This is a genomic window from Kocuria sp. NPDC057446 (genome assembly GCF_042802875.1).
Classification (GTDB): Bacteria; Actinomycetota; Actinomycetes; order Actinomycetales; family Micrococcaceae; genus Kocuria.
This window is the reverse complement of the sequence record NZ_JBHVDI010000057.1, coordinates 1-19,748: the sequence shown is the minus strand read 5'-3', so window position 1 is coordinate 19,748 and position 19,748 is coordinate 1. Positions and strand designations below refer to the sequence as shown.

21 protein-coding genes are annotated in these 19,748 nt (G+C 67.5%); 12 read left to right on the top strand and 9 right to left on the bottom strand.

Annotated elements, in window-relative coordinates:
• Positions 1-787 precede the first annotated feature (787 nt).
• Both ACFU0Y_RS09005 and ACFU0Y_RS09000 read right to left on the bottom strand, forming a co-directional pair.
• Positions 788-1,486, bottom strand: a complete 699-nt coding sequence (locus ACFU0Y_RS09005) for a GNAT family N-acetyltransferase (RefSeq protein WP_380214138.1) — start codon at positions 1,484-1,486, stop codon at positions 788-790.
• Positions 1,483-1,974 (bottom strand): GNAT family N-acetyltransferase, encoded by a 492-nt coding sequence (locus ACFU0Y_RS09000; protein WP_380214137.1) that lies wholly within the window; start codon positions 1,972-1,974, stop codon positions 1,483-1,485. The genes ACFU0Y_RS09005 and ACFU0Y_RS09000 overlap by 4 nt, the downstream gene beginning before the upstream one ends.
• Positions 1,975-2,145: 171 nt before the next feature.
• Here ACFU0Y_RS09000 and ACFU0Y_RS08995 point away from each other — a divergent pair, with 171 nt between their 5' ends.
• Complete coding sequence (locus ACFU0Y_RS08995) at positions 2,146-3,576, top strand: PLP-dependent aminotransferase family protein (protein ID WP_380214135.1); 1,431 nt, start codon at positions 2,146-2,148, stop codon at positions 3,574-3,576.
• Positions 3,577-4,712: 1,136 nt separating this feature from the next.
• Positions 4,713-4,913, top strand: a complete 201-nt coding sequence (locus tag ACFU0Y_RS08990) for a hypothetical protein (protein WP_380214134.1) — start codon at positions 4,713-4,715, stop codon at positions 4,911-4,913.
• A gap of 137 nt (positions 4,914-5,050) precedes the next feature.
• Here ACFU0Y_RS08990 and ACFU0Y_RS08985 read toward each other — a convergent pair whose 3' ends face one another.
• From ACFU0Y_RS08985 to ACFU0Y_RS08965, 5 genes are all read right to left on the bottom strand, one after another.
• Complete coding sequence (locus tag ACFU0Y_RS08985; protein ID WP_380214133.1) at positions 5,051-5,749, bottom strand: hypothetical protein; 699 nt, start codon at positions 5,747-5,749, stop codon at positions 5,051-5,053.
• A 759-nt stretch (positions 5,750-6,508) separates the two neighbouring features.
• Positions 6,509-7,129: a hypothetical protein gene (locus ACFU0Y_RS08980; protein WP_380214132.1), complete on the bottom strand. Its 621-nt coding sequence runs from the start codon at positions 7,127-7,129 to the stop codon at positions 6,509-6,511.
• An 890-nt stretch (positions 7,130-8,019) separates the two neighbouring features.
• Entirely contained in the window at positions 8,020-8,121 is a 102-nt protein-coding gene (locus ACFU0Y_RS08975; protein WP_380214131.1) for a helix-turn-helix domain-containing protein, read from the bottom strand.
• Positions 8,122-8,695: 574 nt separating this feature from the next.
• Positions 8,696-9,325: an AAA family ATPase gene (locus ACFU0Y_RS08970; protein ID WP_380214130.1), complete on the bottom strand. Its 630-nt coding sequence runs from the start codon at positions 9,323-9,325 to the stop codon at positions 8,696-8,698.
• Positions 9,326-9,482: 157 nt separating this feature from the next.
• The gene (locus ACFU0Y_RS08965) at positions 9,483-10,775 is read right to left on the bottom strand and encodes a heparan-alpha-glucosaminide N-acetyltransferase domain-containing protein (RefSeq protein WP_380214129.1); all 1,293 of its coding nucleotides are present in this window, start codon (positions 10,773-10,775) and stop codon (positions 9,483-9,485) included.
• A 1,194-nt stretch (positions 10,776-11,969) separates the two neighbouring features.
• On the opposite strand from ACFU0Y_RS08965, the gene ACFU0Y_RS08960 reads away from it, so the two are divergent.
• From ACFU0Y_RS08960 to ACFU0Y_RS08945, 4 genes are all read left to right on the top strand, one after another.
• Positions 11,970-12,629 (top strand): three-helix bundle dimerization domain-containing protein, encoded by a 660-nt coding sequence (locus ACFU0Y_RS08960; protein WP_380214128.1) that lies wholly within the window; start codon positions 11,970-11,972, stop codon positions 12,627-12,629.
• Positions 12,626-13,321 (top strand): low molecular weight phosphatase family protein, encoded by a 696-nt coding sequence (locus tag ACFU0Y_RS08955; RefSeq protein WP_380214127.1) that lies wholly within the window; start codon positions 12,626-12,628, stop codon positions 13,319-13,321. Before ACFU0Y_RS08960 ends, ACFU0Y_RS08955 begins: the two co-directional genes overlap by 4 nt.
• Positions 13,322-13,576: 255 nt before the next feature.
• Complete coding sequence (locus ACFU0Y_RS08950; RefSeq protein WP_380214126.1) at positions 13,577-13,786, top strand: hypothetical protein; 210 nt, start codon at positions 13,577-13,579, stop codon at positions 13,784-13,786.
• A 137-nt stretch (positions 13,787-13,923) separates the two neighbouring features.
• Complete coding sequence (locus tag ACFU0Y_RS08945) at positions 13,924-14,256, top strand: hypothetical protein (RefSeq protein WP_380214125.1); 333 nt, start codon at positions 13,924-13,926, stop codon at positions 14,254-14,256.
• 7 nt (positions 14,257-14,263) lie between these two features.
• On the opposite strand, the gene ACFU0Y_RS08940 is transcribed toward ACFU0Y_RS08945, so the two are convergent.
• Entirely contained in the window at positions 14,264-14,602 is a 339-nt protein-coding gene (locus ACFU0Y_RS08940; RefSeq protein ID WP_380214124.1) for a hypothetical protein, read from the bottom strand.
• 274 nt (positions 14,603-14,876) lie between these two features.
• Between ACFU0Y_RS08940 and ACFU0Y_RS08935 the strand changes: the two genes are divergently transcribed.
• The 4 genes from ACFU0Y_RS08935 (at position 14,877) to ACFU0Y_RS08920 (ending at position 16,752) form a co-directional block, all read left to right on the top strand.
• Positions 14,877-15,080, top strand: coding sequence for a hypothetical protein (locus ACFU0Y_RS08935; RefSeq protein WP_380214123.1), 204 nt, complete (start codon positions 14,877-14,879; stop codon positions 15,078-15,080).
• 162 nt (positions 15,081-15,242) lie between these two features.
• Entirely contained in the window at positions 15,243-15,512 is a 270-nt protein-coding gene (locus ACFU0Y_RS08930; RefSeq protein ID WP_380214122.1) for a hypothetical protein, read from the top strand.
• Positions 15,513-15,670: 158 nt separating this feature from the next.
• Entirely contained in the window at positions 15,671-16,207 is a 537-nt protein-coding gene (locus tag ACFU0Y_RS08925; RefSeq protein WP_380214121.1) for a MarR family winged helix-turn-helix transcriptional regulator, read from the top strand.
• The gene (locus ACFU0Y_RS08920) at positions 16,204-16,752 is read left to right on the top strand and encodes a TspO/MBR family protein (RefSeq protein WP_380214120.1); all 549 of its coding nucleotides are present in this window, start codon (positions 16,204-16,206) and stop codon (positions 16,750-16,752) included. The genes ACFU0Y_RS08925 and ACFU0Y_RS08920 overlap by 4 nt, the downstream gene beginning before the upstream one ends.
• Before the next feature lie 328 nt (positions 16,753-17,080).
• Here the strand turns inward: ACFU0Y_RS08920 and ACFU0Y_RS08915 are convergent, their stop codons facing one another.
• The gene (locus ACFU0Y_RS08915) at positions 17,081-17,929 is read right to left on the bottom strand and encodes a phosphatidylinositol-specific phospholipase C/glycerophosphodiester phosphodiesterase family protein (protein ID WP_380214119.1); all 849 of its coding nucleotides are present in this window, start codon (positions 17,927-17,929) and stop codon (positions 17,081-17,083) included.
• A 262-nt stretch (positions 17,930-18,191) separates the two neighbouring features.
• Here ACFU0Y_RS08915 and ACFU0Y_RS08910 point away from each other — a divergent pair, with 262 nt between their 5' ends.
• Together ACFU0Y_RS08910 and ACFU0Y_RS08905 are read left to right on the top strand one after the other, a co-directional pair.
• The gene (locus ACFU0Y_RS08910; protein WP_380214118.1) at positions 18,192-18,677 is read left to right on the top strand and encodes a hypothetical protein; all 486 of its coding nucleotides are present in this window, start codon (positions 18,192-18,194) and stop codon (positions 18,675-18,677) included.
• A gap of 298 nt (positions 18,678-18,975) precedes the next feature.
• Positions 18,976-19,748: glycerophosphodiester phosphodiesterase (locus ACFU0Y_RS08905; RefSeq protein WP_380214117.1), on the top strand; the 773-nt coding region annotated here is incomplete at its 3' end.

Here is a 19,748-nt window from a genome sequence, read left to right as displayed (position 1 = left end):
AGTTGCAAGACAAGCCCCACCGGCCGTCAGTCACCTACAGAGTCACACGCGCCGGCGACGAAGACACTTCCATCATCAACGTCACCTATCGGTGCATCAGTCCCCTGCTGATAGTCAGGGCGCCTCACCGCCCCAGAGCTCCTGGCCCACAATGCCCACATCCGAGACACCACAAGTGGACGCAGCGCTATCCGAGGACACAACCATCTCCGCATGGGCGCTACGCCCTGGCGACCACGTGGAGGTTCACGCGCCGGGGCACCAGCCCTACCAAGCAGTCGTCGACGACACCGTGCCACACCTGCACGTGGCCTGGATCCGGGAACTCAGGTGCGGAGAGCGGCGAATGCTATCCACGCAGGAGCACCGCTTCCATCGCTGTTGAGAGCCACCAGGCGTCAAGGTCGCGGCGGGCGTGTACCACGTGCCGAACCAAGGTCTCGAGCAGTCAGCCATGACGCGATGACAGGCCTGCGCCGGGAGGAAAACACGGGTCACCAACGGAAGCTCCATGTGCGCCATGGCTTCCCGCCCCGTGCTCCCATCGAAAGCTCCTCGTCCATCCACGCGGATGGACGAGGAGCTTTACGATTCACAGACCAGAACAACCGGGACTGCGGCATTGATAGGTGTCGTTGAGCTGGCTCGATGGCCGCTACTCGCCATATGTAAAGCGACAGGTTCATCGCTTCTTACGCTGTCGGGACAGTCCCCGACGGTCCCTCCAAGGTGAGTGCAGCGGGTTCGCGGTGACGGGACCGTCCTCCTGATGGCCCGACAGGACGGGTCAGCGGGTGTGCAGGGGTTCGCGCTGGCGACCGTGGGCGCTGAAGTTGGCGGGGTCCAACCACTGCTCGAAAGCCTCGCGCACGGGGGGCCAGTGGTGGTCGGTGAGGGCGAACCAGGCGGTGTCGCGGGTGCGGCCCTTGTAGACACCGGCGTGGCGGAAGGTGCCTTCGTAGCTGAAGCCCAGACGCTCGGCCGCCTTGCGGGAAGGTTCGTTGAGGCTGTCGCACTTCCACTCATACCGTCGGTACCCGAGATCGTCGAAGACGTAGCGCATCAGCAGGTACTGCGCTTCGGTGGAGATCGGAGTCCGTTGCAGGGCGCCGGAGAAGACGACATGGCCGACCTCGACAGTCCCGTTGACCGGGTCATGGCGCATCAGCGACAGGGTGCCCAGGGCCCGGCCGGTGGCGTTGTCGACGACGGCGTAGTGCCAGGGATCGACGCTTTCGGCTGCGGCGACCGCCCAGTCGCGGTAGGAGACCGAGGTAGGGAACGGGCCGTACGGCAGGTAGGTCCAGTCGCGGTTGTCCGGGGCAGCTGCGTAGGCGGCATAGAGGTCTTCGACGTGCCGGTCGGGATCGAGGTGTTCGAGGGTGCAGTACCGGCCCGGCAGTGTCACCGCATCCGGGGGTGCTACCGGCGCCCACTCGGGAACCGGGTCACCGATGGGTTGTCCGTACCGGTTGGTCGTCGTCATCGACGCCCCATTTCTACGGCCTGCGCGGTGGCCGGTGCGGCGTCGTAGGTGACCCAGGAGGTGCGGGTCGCGACCTGGTCGTAGAGAGTCTGGGCTTGGTGGTTGTCCTCGGCCGTGATCCACCGCACGACCGAGCGCCCGTCTGCTGCTGCGATCTCAGTGAGCCGGTGGATCACCGCTCGCGCGGCTCCCTGGCCCCGGGCCTCAGGAACGGTGAAGAGGTCATCCAGCCAGATGCCGACCGTGCCCGTGGAGGGACGGGCGAAGGAACGGTAGTGACCGATCGCCACGACGCCGTCCTCGGACTCGGCGACCAGCGCCTGGCACTCGTGGCCGGGATCGGTGAGCCATCCCCACACCCGCGAGACGACCTCCTCGGATTCCTCCAGGCGGTAGAAGTCGCGGTAGCCGCGGAAGAGTTCGCGCCAGCGGGGCTCGTCGGTGGGATCGAGCGGACGCACGGACACGGCCGGGGAAGAAATCGTCAACGACGTGGACCTTTCTGCACTGTTGGGGAGCCGGCAACGGGAGCACTGGTCCCGATGCCGGCATCGCACTGCCGAGTTGCTACGGTACGGACGTTTCTGGTTCGCCCACAATGCCGGAAAGGGGCAAAACCGTTGGACCGGTAAAGTGAGGGGGTGCGTCACGCATTCCCGATGAATCTTGTGCTGCAGACCGCTCGCTCCCCCGGTCAGACCGCGCGCGAGCATCTGATGGAGCAGTTGCGGGCGGCGCTGTTGTCAGGTCAGGTGACCGCAGGCGATGCTCTGCCCTCCACCCGGATCCTCGCCGCGACGATGGGAGTCTCCCGCGGCACCGTCGTGGCGGTGTACGAGGACCTGGCCGGGGAAGGGTACGTCCTCAGCGTGCCAGGCTCGGGCACCTTCGTCGCAGACGACCTGCCCGTCACCGCCGCCCAGCCCATACCGGTACAGCCGGGAAGAACATCCCAGGAGCACGAGGCTTCCCCGCCGGCCCGCACGGGTGAGGTGATCAATCTGTCGCCGGGGAGCCCCTCAACCAGCTTCCACACCAATCGCGACTGGGTGGCGGCCTGGCGCCGTGCGGTCAAACGCGACCTGCCCTCCGTGCCGCCGCCGGCCGCCGGTGAGGAGGAGCTGCGTAGACTCATCGCCGAGCACCTGCGGGCCGCGCGAGGCGTGCAGTGCGGTGCCGACGACATCGTGGTGACCGCAGGCACGAACGACGGACTCGGCCTGCTGCTGCACGGGCTGGCCGCAGAAGGTCCGGCCGGCGCGCGTATCGCCACCGAGAACCCGGGCTATCCGGCGGCGCGACAGGTGATCACCCACCTCGGAGCAATCCCGGTCCCGATCCCGGTGAGAGACGGTGGCATGGACCCGGACGCGCTCGTCCGGGAACAGGGACCGTTCGCCGCAGTGCTGCTCACCCCCAGCCACCAGTACCCCCTCGGCGGCAGGCTGCCCGTCGCAGCGCGCCTGGCCATGCTTGCCTGGGCCAAGGACACAGGCGCGATCATCATCGAGGACGACTACGACAGCGAGTTCCGCCACGGCGCACCATCCCTGCCCGCCATCGCCTCCCTCGGCGACGGACACCAGGTCGTGCTGGTCGGCAGCTACTCCAAAACACTGACACCCTGGCTTCGCTGCGGCTACCTCGTCGTTGCGGACCCCGAGTTGCGCACCCGGATCCTTGCTGTCCGCGAGGTTCTCGGGCAACCCGTGTCCGGTCTCATCCAGGCCGCTCTGGCAGAGTTCCTGCGCACCGGCGGCCTGCGTCGCCATCTGGTGCGTGTCGGACGGGAGTACGCACACCGGCGTTCCCTCGTCATAGCCGCCACCGCCCACCTCGCCTCCCACGCCCGGCTGGACGCGATCGAGGGCGGACTTCACGCCACCGTTTCCTGGGACGACGGGACCCCTGCCGAACACGTCGCCACGCTCCTTGCCCATCGGGGCATCCAAGTCGCCTCACTGGGAACCTACTACCACCCCGGCACCCGACCACGACGCAACGGCCTCGTGTTCGGCTATGGCGCTGCGACCGACCTGCAGCTACGGCGCGCCCTGCAGGAAATCGTCACCGTCATCAACACCAGTTAGAGGTGCTTTCACGAGACACAGGCGGTGGGGAAGAAAGGGAAGGGCCTCGCCGTCACAGGCAGCGACGACGCAGGGCCCTGATGGTCTGTGGGCCGAGCGAGGCGAGATGTGCGACGGGCAGGAGCCGACACCGGTTCGACCCGAAGACGGCGTCGGCGGCCGGGCGTGCTCGCAGCCGATCCAACCGGGGTAGTCCTGCCGGTGGAGCTGGGACCACACGCAAGCCCAGTCGATGTCACCGATGCCCTGCCCCTGACCCCCTCAGGAGCGGGGCACCTGGACGTGGCGGACATGGGCCCGGGCTTGCCCGAAAAGAAGTGCAGATCTGCCTCGGCGTGGTGGGCGTATTGGACGTCGACGAGCAACCCCTACCGCCACCTCAGGAGCGATGCGGTCACTGCTTGGGGCGAACCAGCCGGCTGGGTATGCCAGCAACGTCCCCTCAAGTAGCTACGCAGACTCCGGCCGTCTGGTCGTTCCCGCATGCACATGCCTCTGTAACCTGGAAATAATAGAACCCCGGAGAAGTGGGTATTATGTCGCCCCTCGTCAGTTCCATCCGAAAGCAATGCACACAGGAGGAGTAGTAGATTGATGGGCTACGGGAAAAACTTCAATTCTTACATGGCATACTACTTCTTCTTTAGCATGCTTTTGGCTTTTGTTGTATCTATACGGTTTTGGGTCACAGGGTCCGATTTTTCTTTAGTTTTACTTTGCTTTGCGGGTGTGGTTATTACTGGTGTCATGGTTCTTTTTGCTCGTCGTGAGGCTAAAAAACGAAACCGAATGTAACAGCACAGAACCCCCATAAGGGAACCCCTGCGGCAACATCGCTTTCGTGGGATCCGCGCCCATGGAGGTCTCCGGTAGAGTCGCCCCACGGTATGGCCGACCTGTCGGTAAGGAGTACTCGCGGGTCTCGTCTGAGAGGGCGAGAGAAGGGCAGGAGGTAGACCCCGGAGTCTCGCCATACCCTCCAACTGCGCCCAGCGGAGGAACCCCTGCTGCAACGCGGCAGGTCAAGGAGACAAGCGAATCGTGGGCAGTCCCGACGCCTCTGAAGCCCTCGACTGCGGCCGGCACGCAACGGTATCTTCCTGTCCACGAGACACGCCTCCGGGATGGAGCCCAGCATGAAACCCCCCAGATCGGCCCGTCAGTGGAGCCTCATTGCCGCCGGGATTGGTGTCCTCATCGTCCTCGCCACGAGCCTGATCGGCGTCTACGCCAGCGTCCAGGACTTGGGAGCACCCATCGTGCCAGGCATTCTCTTCATCGGCGGGTGGCTGGTAATCCTCGGCGGGCTGGTCGGCTTTTTCGCCGCCGGCGAGTAGTACTTCGTGAGATCGCACGTTGCCCTGTTGCCGGAACCCCTCGTGCAACATGGCGGGTCAAGGAAACAGTCGAAGTCGTATCCTTTTCCTCCGCTAGGCTCCGGGGTGCTGTGCTGGCCTTGCTTGGCCGACGACGCTTAGTAGCCTCGCCCGGTCAGGCGCATCACTCCCTCGATGATCAGAAGGACCATCCCGCAGATAGCCAGCGTGAGTCCAAAAGCGACAAAGATGATGGGGCCGAATTGCACGCCCGACCAGAAGAAGTGGTTGAGGTAGGCGATGTACCAGTACAGGGCCACAGTGATGCCTGCGCCCATCCCGGTGAGGGCCAGTCCCCACTGATGTATCACCAGGCGCTCCGCACCTCCCACAGCGCCCGGGGCCGGCTCTTCCTCAGAACGTGTTGCCTGCACCGCGGGGGCGCCACGCCGCGGCAGGCGCAGCACTCCCCAGAGGAAGGCTGCAGCGCACAAAAGCACGAAGATCTCATCCCCCACCCCAATCCCGTCCCGGTCGTAGATCGTGTACGCAGTGGCACCCAGCGCGCCGAGGAACAGAACGATGGCATAGGTCAGCAGGGCCAGCCACACAGCTCCCCACGGCCGGCGGGTGCCGACCGGTTGCGGGCTCATCGCGTTCCGCCCTACGGGTCCATCGGTGCTCGAAGAGATGACATCGCCCAGTAAGGCGGTCAGCCCGCCGAGTGCGACGAAGCCGGCAGGAAAGGCGAACCAACCCGCATTGCTCCCCGGGTGTAGGGGGTCCCCGGATTTTTCAGCGATCCAGGCCATCAGTGTCGTTACGACGGCGATGGCCCCGCTGATACCGGTGACCATCAGGGACACTCGACGCAACGATCGAGGCGGCTTCCCCCTATGTCCGGTCCCTCCCGCTTCTTTGTCCATGCTCCGACGCTACCGATCGGTCCGCACGGGAACCACGACGCACAAAGGGGGAACCCCTGATGCATCCCTGCATGCAATGGCCAGCATCCCCCCGTTGCCGGTCTCACCCATCCCCGGAGGTAGAGACAGCTCAAGACCACGGCAGAGGCGGCGCCCGCATCAACCCGGATCACCACTCACTACGGTTAAAGACTTATATTTAATTGACTTTGTTTTGCCGCTGTCTATATCTTCGCCATTCCAGAAGTACAAAAAACCATGATATAGCCAAGACTGCGGCACAAAAAAGAATAACAAGCGAGGGAAATACTTCCCTGGCCGCCATGACATTCCAGACAATTGTGACAACTATGAGAAATGTTCCGTATCCCAAGATAACTACTGGAAAGCGACTCGGCTTCAAGGTACCTCCACCATTCCACCTCTACTGCAATCCTGTCTCATGAGCCTGCGGGATCCTGCTATCCACACCATGACGGAGTGCTCCAGGCAATATGCAGACGACGTACACTCCTCTACTCTGGGCATTCTGACACGCGGCAGCATCGCGCACAGTCCCCTTTTCGGCGTCGCTGGGCGAGCAGCTGGCGGCTCCCCCGACTTCGTCCGATGCGAGGAATCCCCACCGCGACGCAGCCAGTCAAACCGCCAGCCGGGGCTTCAGTAGTCCAGGTCCGTTCGGACGGAGCTCTACGGACGAATCGGCTTCACCGGTAGCTCCACAAGCTCTCGAGAGGACACGGCCTCCTCGGCGTCCGATCTAAGGCGGCGAAGTCGACCGCCGGCCAAATGCTCAGGATTCAAGTCCAATGCCATCACTTGACTGCCGAACTTCGACACCCCGTAGAGGTCCAGTAGGTAGTGGTCGAAGGACGACAACGCCTCTCGTACCGTAGGCAGGCACGAAACGAGGTCGACGATGGTCAGCGAGGGGTGTGCTCGCGCGGGTTCGGTCGACAGGATCAGCTGGAGCGGAAGAGTCCTCGACGGCAACTCCTTCTTCAGCCCCCGATCAACAAATCGGTTGTGCGTATTGAGCATCACGGCAGTCATCGCGTGGCCGGCCTTGAAAGCACCACCCAACTGCAGCGCCAACCCGATGATCGACGGATCGAGCAAGTCGACGGGTGAACCTCGGCCGAGGATATGCGTGGGCACAGCCCGATGGCTAAGACGGCAAAGAGCATCGATGACGTCCGCGGCAATGGTGTCGGCCGGCTGGGATGGTCCCAGCCACTGGGCGGCGACACCGATCTCCCCCGGACGGAGGGCGGGCATCGGGGGATCAGCGGAGAAACTACTTGCTGCCATGGCTCGACCCTAAGTCCTTTCACGACGGCCGGTCGGGAGCTCGGCCGAGCCCAGTCCACCAATGAACCTCCTCCGGTCGCCACCCACTCAGCAGACAAGGTTGCTTATACGTGGCACGGAAACCGAAAGCATAGGTGCCCCCGCACCAATGGTGCGGGGGCACCTGCCGGCTGACTCCCGGGTCAACCTCTGGGGCAGCCTAGAAGCCGGTCATCCTCCAGTACGGCCCACGCGCCGGGATGACCTTCGGAGCCTGTGGCGGAATGACCCGCCGAGGCTTCCGGCTTGGGACCGTCCGCCGACGAACGGGCTTCACTTTTTGCGCCTCGCCTGGGAGAGAGCGCTACCGGCGGCCGTCTTGGAGGCCTTGCCAGTCCTGCCGTCGCGGAGGACCTTACTGGCAGCTTTCGCGGCCTTGCTGCTGGTCTGCTTGGTGTTACGTCGTGCCATCTGTGGTTCTCAATTCCGGCTCGACTAGTGCAAGACTCCTTGTAAAGCCAGCCTGGAGTTGACGGCCCTCTGCCGCGTTCCTAAGCTGTGAGGAGTTCCGCCAAAGAACACCCTTTTTACAACGAGCCCTGGCGTTGCGGTATCTCCGCAACAGTCGGGGCCGTTCCTTTTAACACCTCGATCCCCCGGAACATTCCCTTTCATTGAAAATTCTTCATGTGTCGCACCGACACCACAAGGGCATGCGGCTTCTCACGGACGAGCCTGGCCGCCACGACACGATCAAGTGGGCGCACGTTAGAAGGACCCCTGCTGCTCCGAATGTCAGCGACGGTGCTGGTACGAGAAACCAGGAGTGGTTGATGCCCGTATACCCCGCCCGCTGAAAAGCCCGCTGAGGTACGGCATGTGCATCACGATGTCCACAGGCAACGACGCCCTCAGATGGTCGTCGTTTGCGGAAGCTCTTGGATCCGCCGGTAGAGGGTGGCCCGAGACATGTCGAGGTCTCGGGCGACCTGGGTGGCCGTGTCGAGTTGCACTCAGAACTGAACGGAATCCCCGACCGAAACTGAATTTGAAGAGGAGGCGCAGAGAACCGTTCGGTTTTCCCTGCGCCTCCCGAAGACGGATTTTGTGGCCCTACAACGGATTTCCTACAGGCCAGCGGGAACGATCCTGAGCCAATCGCGAGGATATCGTGGCTTCTCTTACGCGCCATTGCATCGCCAGAATCCCGTGAAGCACTGTCGCTCCGCTGACTCCGTGACGTCTGATCCGGGATACCACGCTACGACTTCTCGTCGCGACACTGCGGGTACAGGGTCCCGGCATCTCGGAGGTCATTGGGGTCATTGGACGTTCCCTGCCTGGCTGACCACCACATTTCGTCTCCGGAGATCGCCCGGCAAGGGAAAAGACTCGAGAAACAGCAGCCAGGCATAGGACTGTCCGCGAAATCGATTCATTCGCCGGAGACCGGTAAGTGTCGTTATGTAAAGTAGTAAAGACTTCATCTGCGCTTGTCGCACATCGTGAGGTTCCGGGTGATGGCCCCATTGCTCCCCGCCGGGGCCTTGGTGAGTCGATTGGCGTGGTGGTTGCCGTCGCCGACGGTCAGAGGTCGGCGGCGTCCATGATCCGGGCGACCAGCACCTCGGTGGTTGCGGTTGCGTCCACGACACTCCACCCCCAGTTGGAGGCGAGCTCCAGGTAGGCGGTGCGGGCGGTCCTTAGGTAGTCCAGGGATTCGTGGTCCTCTCCGCGGCGCAGGATCCGTTGCTGGGCGATCTCGGCCGGGACGTCGAGCACGACCACCGTGTGCGGGCGCAGTGACCGGCAGGCCAGCCACGGCAGCCAGCGGCCCGGTGGCAGGCCGCGGCCCCGGCGCAGCACCAGTTGGCACACCAGGTGGCGGTCGATGACCACCAGGCCCTCCCTGGGCCATGCCCGGGCCTGGGACGTCAGGACGTTGAGGATGCGCACGCCGGTCTCGAACCGGTCCGCCCATCGCACGGGCACTTCCAGTCCGCACCGCGCCGAGGCGCGGGCCAGCCAGCGGCGACCGGACCGGTTGCGCAGCACGATCACTGGGCGCCCGGCTTCCCGCGCCGCCCCCGCCAGGGCGGTGGCCGTGGTCGTCTTCCCGGACCCGTCGATGCCGAGCAGCACCACGATCTGCCGGGGCCCGCGCGCCGGTGACCCTGCAGGCTGCAGCCCCCGGCCGTCCCGCTGGCAGCGACGCACCGGCCACCCCCCTCCCTCGACTGTTCCTCGGACCACTGATCGCAGGATCCCACGCCGCACGCACGGTGACCGGCACCGGTTGCTGATCGACGCCGACGGAGGCTCTCCGCGGCCTGTCGGACCGGCCGGTGTCCGTCGGTGTACAGATGCCCAGCTGTCAGCGCGTGCGGTGCCCGGTGAGGACCAGGCGGCGGGTGAGGCCCGCGCCACGGGCCACGACGCGTTCCAGGGGTCCCTGTCCGAGGGCGCGGTGCCAGGCGGTGGCAAAGAGCGCGGCCACCCCGATCTGGAGGAAGAACCACAGGTAGGGCTGGTCGTAGTGCACCTCGGTGGACAGGGCCAGTAGGTGGGCCGAGTACAGGGTGAGGGTCATCGTGCCCATCGCGGTCAGAGGCAGCAACCATGCCCCGAGACCGCGGGCGAGCAGGAGGAAGCCCCCGAGCACTGCCGCCCCCGAGCCCAGACCCACAGCCAGGGCCAGGGGGGTGTTGGTGTGCGGGCCGGCGACGGCCAGCCACCACCAGGAAGTGGCGGGCAGCACCGGGTCCGGGCCGAAGACGATGATGTCGTCGATCCCGTCCTCGGTCAGGGCCGGGGTGTGAGTCATGAGCTGGTCGTAGCCGCCGGCCTGGAGGATCAGCACCCAATAGGCCAGCCACGCCACCACGGCCACCCCGGCGCCCAGCAGCAACAGGTAGACCTGGACCTGGACGCCGGCCAGGTTCAGCCGTCCGATCCCCAGACCGGCCAGCAGGTAGGCCAGGTACGGCAGGGCCGGATACGTGCCGGTCAGCAGCAGCTGAGCCAGGGTGGCCCCGGGGTGGGCGGCCAGATCCGTGAAGCCGGGATTGAGGTCCGGGACGGCCGGCAGGGCCTCACGGGTGGCGTGCATGAGCGCCGGGGCGGCCAGGGCGAAGAAGCCCGCCCAGGCGAAGAGGGCTTTGGCGGACAGGCCCAGGAACGGGATCGCCAGGACGAAGAAGGCCCCGTAGTAGATCAAGATGTTGATCGCCGGGATCTCCTCGGCGGTGGCGCCCGGGATCAGCGGGTTGATCGCCAGGCCCAGGGCGGTGATCAGCACGGCCCGGACCAGGATCCCGGCCCGGGTGGCGGTCATCGCCCGGCCGGTGTGAGCGGTGCGTCCTCCGGAGGTGAAGGCCAGGCTCACCCCGGCCAGCAGTGCGAACAGGGCTGCGGACCGCCCGGCGAAGAGCGTCCATTGGGCGGTGGGGGCGAAGGTCTCCGGGTCCCAGGCGGGCAGGATGTGGATGGAGACCATGCCGATCAGTGCCAGACCGCGGGCGGCGTCGATCCCGACCAGCCGCCGCTTGCCCGGGACGGGCTTGGTGCCAGGCTCATCGTCGGAGGTGCCCGCGTAGTTCGTCCCCCACGGTGTGGCTTCGGCGGTTGCTCGAGCAACGGCTCTCGGACGGCGGTCGGATTCGCTCATGACAGGCGTGGGCTCCCCCGGGCGATGTGTCGGTGAGCCCCCTGCTCCCCGGTCCGGGCCGGCGGGCCCAGGACGAACTCCACTGGATCAGCCACCGATATGTTCCAGTTATCAAGACCCTGTGTCAGGGCTGGGATTCCTTTTCTGACTAGTGCGTATCTAGCTGACAGATCCTGGCAGTGGCGCCGGGAGTGGGCGGACCATCATGGGTGTTCTGCACCGGCTAGCCGCTACCGTGCAGCGCAATCGTGGCGCGCGGACGCGACCGCAGGGACGGGCACCCCTGGGCGCTTCTGCGTGACACACCGCACCTGTTGTCCATCCGGTGGCCACCGGGAGGTCATGGACGCGTCGCAGACTGGGGCTGTTCCGGCACGACGCCAGTGCCAGGACAGGGGTCCACGGGTGAAACCTGTTCGCGCCTTTCGCGGCTCTGGCAGCGCTGTCACAGGGGGATCCACAACGCGGCGCGTCGCCGCAAGATGCGGGGACGCCGCGAGCATGTCGCCCCGGCAGTTCCGCGCGGTGAAGTTGCCGCGCAGGGGAGGAACGAGCAGCTGGTGGGCGGCCAACACTGGGGGAAGCCATGACCGAGCAGAAGACCGATCTATGGGGCTTGCGGACCGGAGTCCGCCTGTTCGTGTTCACGACCCCCACTGCAGTGGCGGTCCTGGCGGTGGCCACCGACACCCCAGCCGTCATGGTGCTGATCGCCGTCCCCGGGGCCGTGGTGGGTGCTGTGCTGCACCAGGAGCGGCGGCGGATCACCGATCAGCCCGCCCTCGCCGGCCCGGTTCCGGGGCGACCCGATCGACCATGCCCCGGACAGTCGATCGCTGCCGGCGCGGAGGCACCCCGAGGGGCGGCCGGAAGGGACATCGGGGTCGGCGGGCAAGGGTGGCATGTGGGTGATATGCGTCACTTTCTGTCCATCTCCCGGTCATCTGGAAGTCATCGCCGCGTCGCACACTGGGACGGTGCCGGCACGATGCCAGTGCCAGGACAGGGCCCACCGGGCGGAGCCCGCCTGCGCCCTTCGTGGTCCTGGACAGGCTGTCACGGGCAACCGGATTGTGGCCGATCACCACAAGGTGGCGGCACACCACGACCACATCGCACCAGCGGCTCCGTGGGCTGGCGCTGCCGCGCGGCCCGGAACGAGACGCCGGTGGGCGATCGGCACAGGGGGACGCCATGACCGAGCAGGAGATCGATCTGCAGGACCCGCGGGTGCTGCACCGGGCCGCCGAGCACCTCACCGACCGCTGGGCCGGGGTCTTCCTCCCGGAGCTGATCGAGCGCTGCGTGGCCCAGTGCCACGCGGATTTGGCCCGGCAGGCGAGGATCCCGACGCATTTGGCGCCGATGGCCCTGCACGGTGCCGCCGACCGGCTGCGGACCCTGGCCCGGGAAAGTAAGGACCGTGGGCGGTCGGTGTACCAGGTGCTGTTCGTGGACGACCACGACACCGGTCCGGCCGCCGTGGCCGCAGCCCTGCTGGCCGAACACGCCGGGCCGGCGGTGGTGACCCGCTCGGCCGGGATCAGCCCGGGTACGGCCCTGGACCGGCACGCGGTGCGACTGCTGGCCGAGCACGGGACCGCCCCCGTCACGGCGGCCCCGAAACCGCTCACCGACCCGATCCTGGCCGCCGCCGACTGGGTCATCGTCCTCGGCGCCCACCGGCTCGAGTCGATCAAGGAGAGCACCCACTGTCAGTCCTGGCCGGCAGTCCCAGCCCTGGGTGCCGACCGGGACCCTGGGGTCCCCGCTGAGCTGGAGACCCGTATCCAGGCCCTGTGGCTGGAGATCACCGCCGGCACCGGCTCCGGCCCCGTCTCGGAGCGGGCATGAGCGAGCCCACTGACCCCGCTGTTCCTGCCGGGTCGGCTCAGCCCTTGGACGCCCATGTGCTGGCGCGTACCGCCGAGCATCTGGCGCAGCGGTACGCCGGGGTGTTCTCCGCCGATCTGGTGGAGCGGATGGTCTTCGAGTCATACGCGGCCCTGGCCCGCACCGCGCGGGTGCGCACTCATCTGGCGCCGCTGGCCGGGCACTTCGCCGCCGACCGGCTGGCGGCCCTGGCCCACGCCCGGGCCACCACCACCACTGACCCCCGGCATGCGGGGGTGCCGCAGGTGCTCTTCGTCGGGGAGCACGACACCGGCCGCGCCCAGATCGCCGCTGCCCTGCTCGCCCACCACGCCCAGGACACACTCACGGTCCGCTCGGCGGGTCTGCTACCCGGAACGGCACTGGAACCGCACGTCCTCACGGCCCTGGTAGAGCGCGGCATCGACACCGAGGACCTGTACCCGAAACCGGTCACCGACGACGTGGTGGCGGGGGCAGACTGGGTCATCACCTTCGGCACCCTCGACGGGATCCCGGTCCCGGCGGGGGCCATTCACCAGGACTGGGACGTGGAGGACATGCTCGAGGCCGACCCGGCGGCGGTGGCCGCCGTCATCGACGAGCTCGAGGACCGGGTGCAAGCCCTCTACGAACAGATCCGCACCCACCCACCAGCGACTCCGGCGCCATAGCGCGGGCACGGCTCCTCTCCGGCGGGAGGAAGCCCGCACCGGCGCCGGCGCCGGTGCATCATCGTCGTTGTCGATGGTGCTGAGCACCCCAAGAAGGCCTTGCGGGCGATCCAGCCCCGGGCCGGGGCCTGCCCGGGACCGGAGGCCGACAGCGCTGTGGCTTCGGGGCGGTGTAAGCAACTGCAACCCCGTCAGCCGCTGTAAAGGCCCCGGAATGGTCAGAGCAGACTGGTGCCGGATTCTAAGATTGGGAGCATGGCCCTGGATCTGGAACTTCTCACGCTCAGCACTGCCCTGCTGCTGGCCGCGGCCCTGTGGCCGGCGCTGACCCAGGCCGCACGCCGCCGGCAGCTGACCACGACCGGGCGGCTCCGGAGCCCGCACACCACGCTGCTGTGCTTCCTCGGGCCCGTCGCGCTGACCACGGCCGCGATGGCCCTGATGGTGGCGGTCCGCTTCCTCTGAGCCCCTGCCCCGGGTGCCTGACCGCCAGGGCGAACACCGGTTGACCTGCCCTTTCGCTGAACATGTGCCCGGATCATGGTCGCGGATCTGGGGCAGAATGGGTCTGTGCTGATCGGGATCGTAGGGGCGGGGCCCTGGTGATAGCGGCTGGATGGCTCGCAGCCCAAGGGGTTCGGCGGTGGCTGGCCGCCCACCGGCAACGCTGGGCGCTGCAGTGCCTGGACGGGCTGCAGGTGGACCTGCAGCGCCACTACACGGAGATCTGCGCCCACGTGGCGGCCCATCGGGTCGGGGCGCCGGGGCGAGACGAGCTGGCGTGGGCGCTGGACCAGGTGGAGCAGGTCCTCCAACGCCGCCGCCAGCAGGAACGCGAACCGGCCAAGGCGCCCTTTATCCCCCACGCTCAGGGCGTGACGGTGGCGCTGCTCGCGGCGGCCGGGACCGGGATGCTGATCCTCTCCGTGCTGTGATCGACGGTCAGGGGCGGACCCCGGCCTTGCCCCAGGAGCAGGGCCCCAGCAGCTGGTCGGTGGGGCCGAGGTCTTCCAGCTCCTCAGGAGAGAGCAGGGTGGCGGGGTTGTGCCCGTCGCTCTCGCAGCGCACCGGCATCACCATGGTGGCCTCGGCCAAGGCGTAGGGGACGCCGAGGATCACCTCGCCCGCGCGAAGTCGCAGCCCCGGACGGTCGGTCTGCATCCGGTAGCGCGACAATCGGGCCGCACGCGGGGTGGTGCTTTGGGCGGGGATGGCCGGCTCGTGCGGGTGGCGCTCGGCGTCGGGGCCGTCAGGGGCGGGGAGCAGAGGGGAAGCGGTCATGGCGGTCCTCCTGGGAGCGGGGGCACCGAGAGCCCGGATGGACTCCGGTGCCGAAGGTGGAGCTCGGCGTCGTCGTCCGCCTCCAGACTATGGATGCAGGTCAGCACCCCGATACCACTGACCACCGTGAGGTCCGCCACGCTCCGGCGCTCTCCGAGCCTGACAGTGCGGGCGCCGTTGCGCGTCCACCCTCCATCCACCCAGTGCTCACCCGGTAGTCATGGGCGTGGCCCAGGATGGGAGCTCAACGCGACCTTGAAAGGGGTTGGACACCATGGCTGACACCGTGTCGTTCATCGACGACCTCACCACCGTGCACGTCGGCAACCGGCTGGAGGCCTGGTCCAGCGGGGTCCTGCACCACCTCGGGATCGTGGAGGAGAAACTGCCCGAACTGGGGGTGCTGTGGATCCGCGAATCCGGCACCGGCCAGCGCAAAATGCTGGACGTGATCAGCTACGACCTGCGCCTGCGCTGACCCCACCAGAGGAGGTCTTGCCGAGAGGGCGCAGAGTGTCGTCTTCGACTCCGGTGTTTTCTTCGGATCAGGGCCTGGAAGAGAAACCATGGCGGCTGATAGACCGTCTCTGCACAGAGCCCTACACGTCGCGACTCACCGCCCCCGCACAAGGACATGATCATGAGCGCACTTTCTCTTCTCGCCCAACACAGAGCAGACCCGTGCCGACCCCTGAGCCTCGACCGGGCGGGGCGCTCTTATCTGCGTCCGGACGAGGCGTTCCCGGCTGAACTGGGGGCGCTGAGCATGACCGAGCTGCAGGTGTTGCACTCCCGGATGTGCCGCCAGCTCGACCAGGAATATCTCACCCAACCGCAGGGGCCGCACCCCTGCACCACCGACCGGCTCCAGGACGTCCTCGGCGAGCTCGACGCCCGCGACCGCGCCTGAGCCCTCGGGGCGACCGGTCCGATCGGTCCACCCGGCGCCCCGGTCTCCGGGTGCATCAGTTGCCGTCCGTGCGACTCTGCTGCTCAGAAAATTACTCCTTGATAACTCCGTAGCGGAGAATCTCCTTTTCCGAGCCATCGAGGTCTACCGTTGGCTCCGTGACGGAGGAGGCGCAGCGGCCGCGGGTCGAGGAGTCCGAGCGGGCCCGGGTCCAGGCCCCGGAGGCCTCGTGGGCGTTGCGCGCCCTGTTGCGCGCGGCCGCGGAGGTGGACCAGCAGCTGGCCCACCGGCTCCGGATGCGGCCCTTGGACTACTCCGCCATGAACCACGTGATGAGCAGCGAGGACCGCCTTGGTGCGGCCGAGCTCAGCGGGCGGCTGGGCATCTCCACCGGATCGGCCACCGAACTCGTGGACCGGCTGGAACAGGCCGGGCACCTGGAACGCCGCACCCATCCCAGCGACCGGCGGCGGAAAGTGCTTGCACCCACCGACGCCGCCCTCGAGGCGACCCTGGGCGCTCTTCAGCCCCTGTTCGAACGCCTCGACGGACTCGTCGAGACGTTCTCCCCCGAGGAGCAGGCCGTGATCGAGCGCTATCTGCGCGCGACCACCGGCCACTTCCTCGATTTCGCTCACGAACCCCCGGCGCAGGAGCACCCCGCCCCGGGCACGAGCAAGGACCCACAACCATGACCACCACCCCTGACCTCCGGGCCGCTGCACCGGCCCCGGCCCGGCGCTACCGCTGGTGGCACGCCGCCGCGGTCGGAATCACCGCCAACGCCGCCAGTGCCCTGCCGGCGGGCTTCAACGGTGACCCCTCCTTCTACAACGAACTCGAGACCCCGCCCGGGGCTCCTCCGGGCTGGCTGTTCCCCCCGGTGTGGGCGTTCAACAACGCCACCACCCTGTGGAGCAATCTGCGCATCGCCAACCTGCCCCCCGGCACCCCGGGACGCACCACGGTGCTGGTGCTGGAGGGCGTGGACTGGGCATTGTTCGCGTCCTTCTCCGCGCTGTACTTCGGTCTGCGCAGCCCCGTGCTCGGGGCGACCGTGACGGTGGCCTCTCTGGGGGTCACCGCCGCCAGCGTCGTGGTCACCGCCGGCCTGGACCGCAAGGCCGCCTGGGCGCTGAGTCCCCGGCTGCTCTGGCTGGCCTATGCCTCCTACGTCTCAACCGTCAGCGCCGCCCACAACCGGGACGAGTTCCTCGGTTGGGAGCCGCGGCACGCATGACCGGCCCCTCGTCCGCAGGCCGGCAACCCGCCTCCGGGACGAAGGGTCGACCGCGACGGTGGCACGACGGGGGCAGTCGAGTGCCCCAGCTGGACTGTGGCTGCGCAACTGGGGCACCCGGCACGGCTGCCCGGGGGTACATCCGTGCTGGTCAGGCAGGAGTTGGGGGGGGCTTCCTGCCAGCCTTCGACACCGTAGGGAGTCGCGGCGACCCTCCGCCTAACAGCCGGTGAACGCCCGGTGTCAATGCCTGCGGTGCTGCCGGGCACCCGACCGGTCGAGCACCGTCGACGGCCCAACGGAGCCGAGGACCCGGTGGACGGTGCGCTCAGCGGGTGAGGAACTCCTGGAGGCCGGGAAGGTCATCGGTGTTGATGTGGTCGACCTCGGCCGCCTGCAGCTCGGTCCACAGGTTCTCCCGGGCCTGCCCGGCGATGTCGTTGGTGGCCCAGAACCGCACCCGGTGCCCGGCGGCGTGAGCCGTCTCGACGTAGTCATGCAGGGCCTCCCGCTCGGCGGCCGGCATCTGACCCACGCCCTGCCAGGTGAACAGCTTGGTCCAGTTCTCGCTCACCAGCGGCATGAACTCCGGGGCCAGTCCGGAGGCCAGATCAGTGGAGCGCCCGTCGTAGAAGGAGTACCGGGTCTTGGCGGCCTGCATCTGGGCTAGGGGCCGGTTGCCGCTGATCACCGCTTCCACGGCCCGGTCCTTGACCTGCCCGTGGTGGTAGCCGGTGATGAACTTCTTGTGCTCGCCCAGTTCCTCCTCGATCGCCGCCCAGGTGTCGGGGCCCTCGCTCTTGATGTCGATCAGCAGCTGGAAGTTCCCGTCGTGGCCGGGGTAGAGCTGCTTGCCGTTGGACGAGACCAGCTCCGCCAGCGGATCCAGGTAGGCCTCCTCCAGGGTCGGGGCCTCGGCCAGCTCCCACGCGTCGTGGGCCACCCGCAGCTCCCCGTCGACGAGCCACACGTCGGCCTCCACGGAGGTGAAGCCGTGCTCGAGGGCGTCTAGCAGGGGCCGGTCGTGCTCGTAGTCGTTGTGGGCGTGGGCTTGAGCCAACGGTGAGCCCAGCTCCGCTGTCGTCTCGGGGGCCGGGGTGGCGGTGGCCGCCTGTGGGGCCGCCAGCAGGGCGATGACCGTGGTGCCGGTGGCCAGGGTGCGCGAGATGGTCGTCATGGGGGGTGCTCCTTGCTCGAATGGGGGGCAATAGATTTCAGGGTGGGTCACACCGGTGACCAGGAGCTCTCCCCCGTGTGGCCACCTGGTGAAGGGTCATCGATGGACCCGCCGCTCTCGTTCCTGCCGGCCGGAACGGGCGCAGGGGCCGGGGTGATGTCCACCGGATATGCACCGGCCGGTCACACGGCGCTCATCCCGGAGTGTCAGGCTGAAGCGGTCACCACCGGCCCGTTGCCTGGGGAGCACTGGAGGTACCTCGATGACCGCTCCATCCGTCCTGGCCGCCGCGGAGACCAAACTTCTCAAGGCCAAGCGCGCCTACGCCAGAAAGCTGATCGGACTCCTCGCCGATCATCTGCACCACCATCACCCGCAGGCCGTGCGCCTGAGCGTCTACGCCGAACGGCGCGCCGGCGACTACTTCGTCGGCGAGCTGCTGGACGCCGACGACGAGGCCATCGCCTTCGATCCGGCCGGCGTCGTCGTGCCCCTCACTCAGACGGACGGCCCCTTCGGGGAGCCGATCACCATCGGCTTCCACCACGTGGAAGAGCTGCTGCGCCGGGCCCTGTCCACCCACGACGGGCCGTTGACGAAGCTGCTGCGCGCCGAGGCCCACACCGGCGAGCACTATCTGGACCTACCCCGGGGCCGGCAACCCAGCGGCTCCGCCACTGACCACCATGGTGTCCACAACGACAGCAAGGGACCCGCTCATGTGCTCCACTCGGCCGAGCCGGTCTGATCCGACTGCCCGGAGAAGACAACCCGTGAGCACGCGGTGCGCGGTGACGGTCCCGGACCCCGACGAAGCACGCGGCACTCGAAGAGCTCGAACTGACTCGTTCCTACTGCAGGCGGATCCACGTGGAATCGGCGTCGAGGGGTGCCCGTGCCCCGGGCCCGATCGAGGTCCGTACGGGCCCGCGGGTGAATTCGGAGTCGTCAGGACCTCGTCTGCGCTTCACCTCGTGTTGATCCTGGTGTTTCCCCGCCCGCGTTGACTGGCCGCGCCCCCACAGTCGATCGGAAAGTAGCCCCCCATGAGCACCTCTCGCTCCGTGTTCCGCCCGCTCCACGCCGCTGTTGCCGGCGCCCTGTCGGCCGCAGCCCTGATCGGCGTATCAGCCCCGGCCGTGGCCGCGCCCCCCGTTGATGCGCCCCCGGCCACCTCCATCGCCGGGCAGGACCGCCCCCTGGTGATCGGCCACCGGGGCGCTGCCGGCACCGCCCCGGAGAACACCGTGTCCGCGTTCAAGGACGCCCGCGCCGCCGGGGTCGACTACCTCGAGATCGACGTCCAGCTCAGCGCCGACGGGGTGCCCTTCCTGTTCCACGACAACACCCCGGCACGCACCACGAACGTCGCCGAGGTCTTCCCGGGCCGGGAGAATGACCCGATCACCTCCTTCACCTGGGCCGAGCTCCAGCAGCTCGACGCCGGCGCCTACTTCGACCAGAAGTTCACCGGCGAGAAGATCCCGCACCTCGACGACGCCGCGAAGATCGCCACCGTCAACACCGGTGTCTACATCGAGATCAAGTCCCCCACCAACTCCCCGGGCATCGAGCAGGTCGTGGCCGAGGCCCTGGACCAGGACAAGGACTGGGCAAAGCTGCTGGCGGCGGGCAAGGTTACCGTCATCGGCTTCGACGAGACCTCCAACCGGACCTTCGCCGAGCTCGCCCCCGAGGTGCCCCTGCAGCAGCTCACCGGCACCGTCCCCGACGCTGCGACGCTGGAGCGGTGGGCCGGATTCGTGGACTCCGTGGGCACCAACTACCGGACCCTGGACGCCGGCGGCGTCGCCCGTGT

Excerpts from the sequence above, each read along its gene's own strand:
- ACFU0Y_RS08985 (WP_380214133.1), bottom strand. The coding sequence starts at position 5,749 with ATGGTCACCGGTATCAGCGGGGCCATCGCCGTCGTAACGACACTGATG.
- ACFU0Y_RS09005 (WP_380214138.1), bottom strand. The coding sequence starts at position 1,486 with ATGACGACGACCAACCGGTACGGACAACCCATCGGTGACCCGGTTCCC.
- ACFU0Y_RS08915 (WP_380214119.1), bottom strand. The coding sequence starts at position 17,929 with ATGACGACCATCTCGCGCACCCTGGCCACCGGCACCACGGTCATCGCC.
- ACFU0Y_RS08930 (WP_380214122.1), top strand. The coding sequence starts at position 15,243 with ATGAGCGCACTTTCTCTTCTCGCCCAACACAGAGCAGACCCGTGCCGA.
- ACFU0Y_RS08940 (WP_380214124.1), bottom strand. The coding sequence starts at position 14,602 with ATGACCGCTTCCCCTCTGCTCCCCGCCCCTGACGGCCCCGACGCCGAG.
- ACFU0Y_RS08950 (WP_380214126.1), top strand. The coding sequence starts at position 13,577 with ATGGCCCTGGATCTGGAACTTCTCACGCTCAGCACTGCCCTGCTGCTG.
- ACFU0Y_RS08965 (WP_380214129.1), bottom strand. The coding sequence starts at position 10,775 with ATGAGCGAATCCGACCGCCGTCCGAGAGCCGTTGCTCGAGCAACCGCC.
- ACFU0Y_RS08995 (WP_380214135.1), top strand. The coding sequence starts at position 2,146 with ATGAATCTTGTGCTGCAGACCGCTCGCTCCCCCGGTCAGACCGCGCGC.
- ACFU0Y_RS08960 (WP_380214128.1), top strand. The coding sequence starts at position 11,970 with ATGACCGAGCAGGAGATCGATCTGCAGGACCCGCGGGTGCTGCACCGG.
- ACFU0Y_RS08955 (WP_380214127.1), top strand. The coding sequence starts at position 12,626 with ATGAGCGAGCCCACTGACCCCGCTGTTCCTGCCGGGTCGGCTCAGCCC.
- ACFU0Y_RS08980 (WP_380214132.1), bottom strand. The coding sequence starts at position 7,129 with ATGGCAGCAAGTAGTTTCTCCGCTGATCCCCCGATGCCCGCCCTCCGT.
- ACFU0Y_RS08935 (WP_380214123.1), top strand. The coding sequence starts at position 14,877 with ATGGCTGACACCGTGTCGTTCATCGACGACCTCACCACCGTGCACGTC.
- ACFU0Y_RS08920 (WP_380214120.1), top strand. The coding sequence starts at position 16,204 with ATGACCACCACCCCTGACCTCCGGGCCGCTGCACCGGCCCCGGCCCGG.
- ACFU0Y_RS08990 (WP_380214134.1), top strand. The coding sequence starts at position 4,713 with ATGAAACCCCCCAGATCGGCCCGTCAGTGGAGCCTCATTGCCGCCGGG.
- ACFU0Y_RS08910 (WP_380214118.1), top strand. The coding sequence starts at position 18,192 with ATGACCGCTCCATCCGTCCTGGCCGCCGCGGAGACCAAACTTCTCAAG.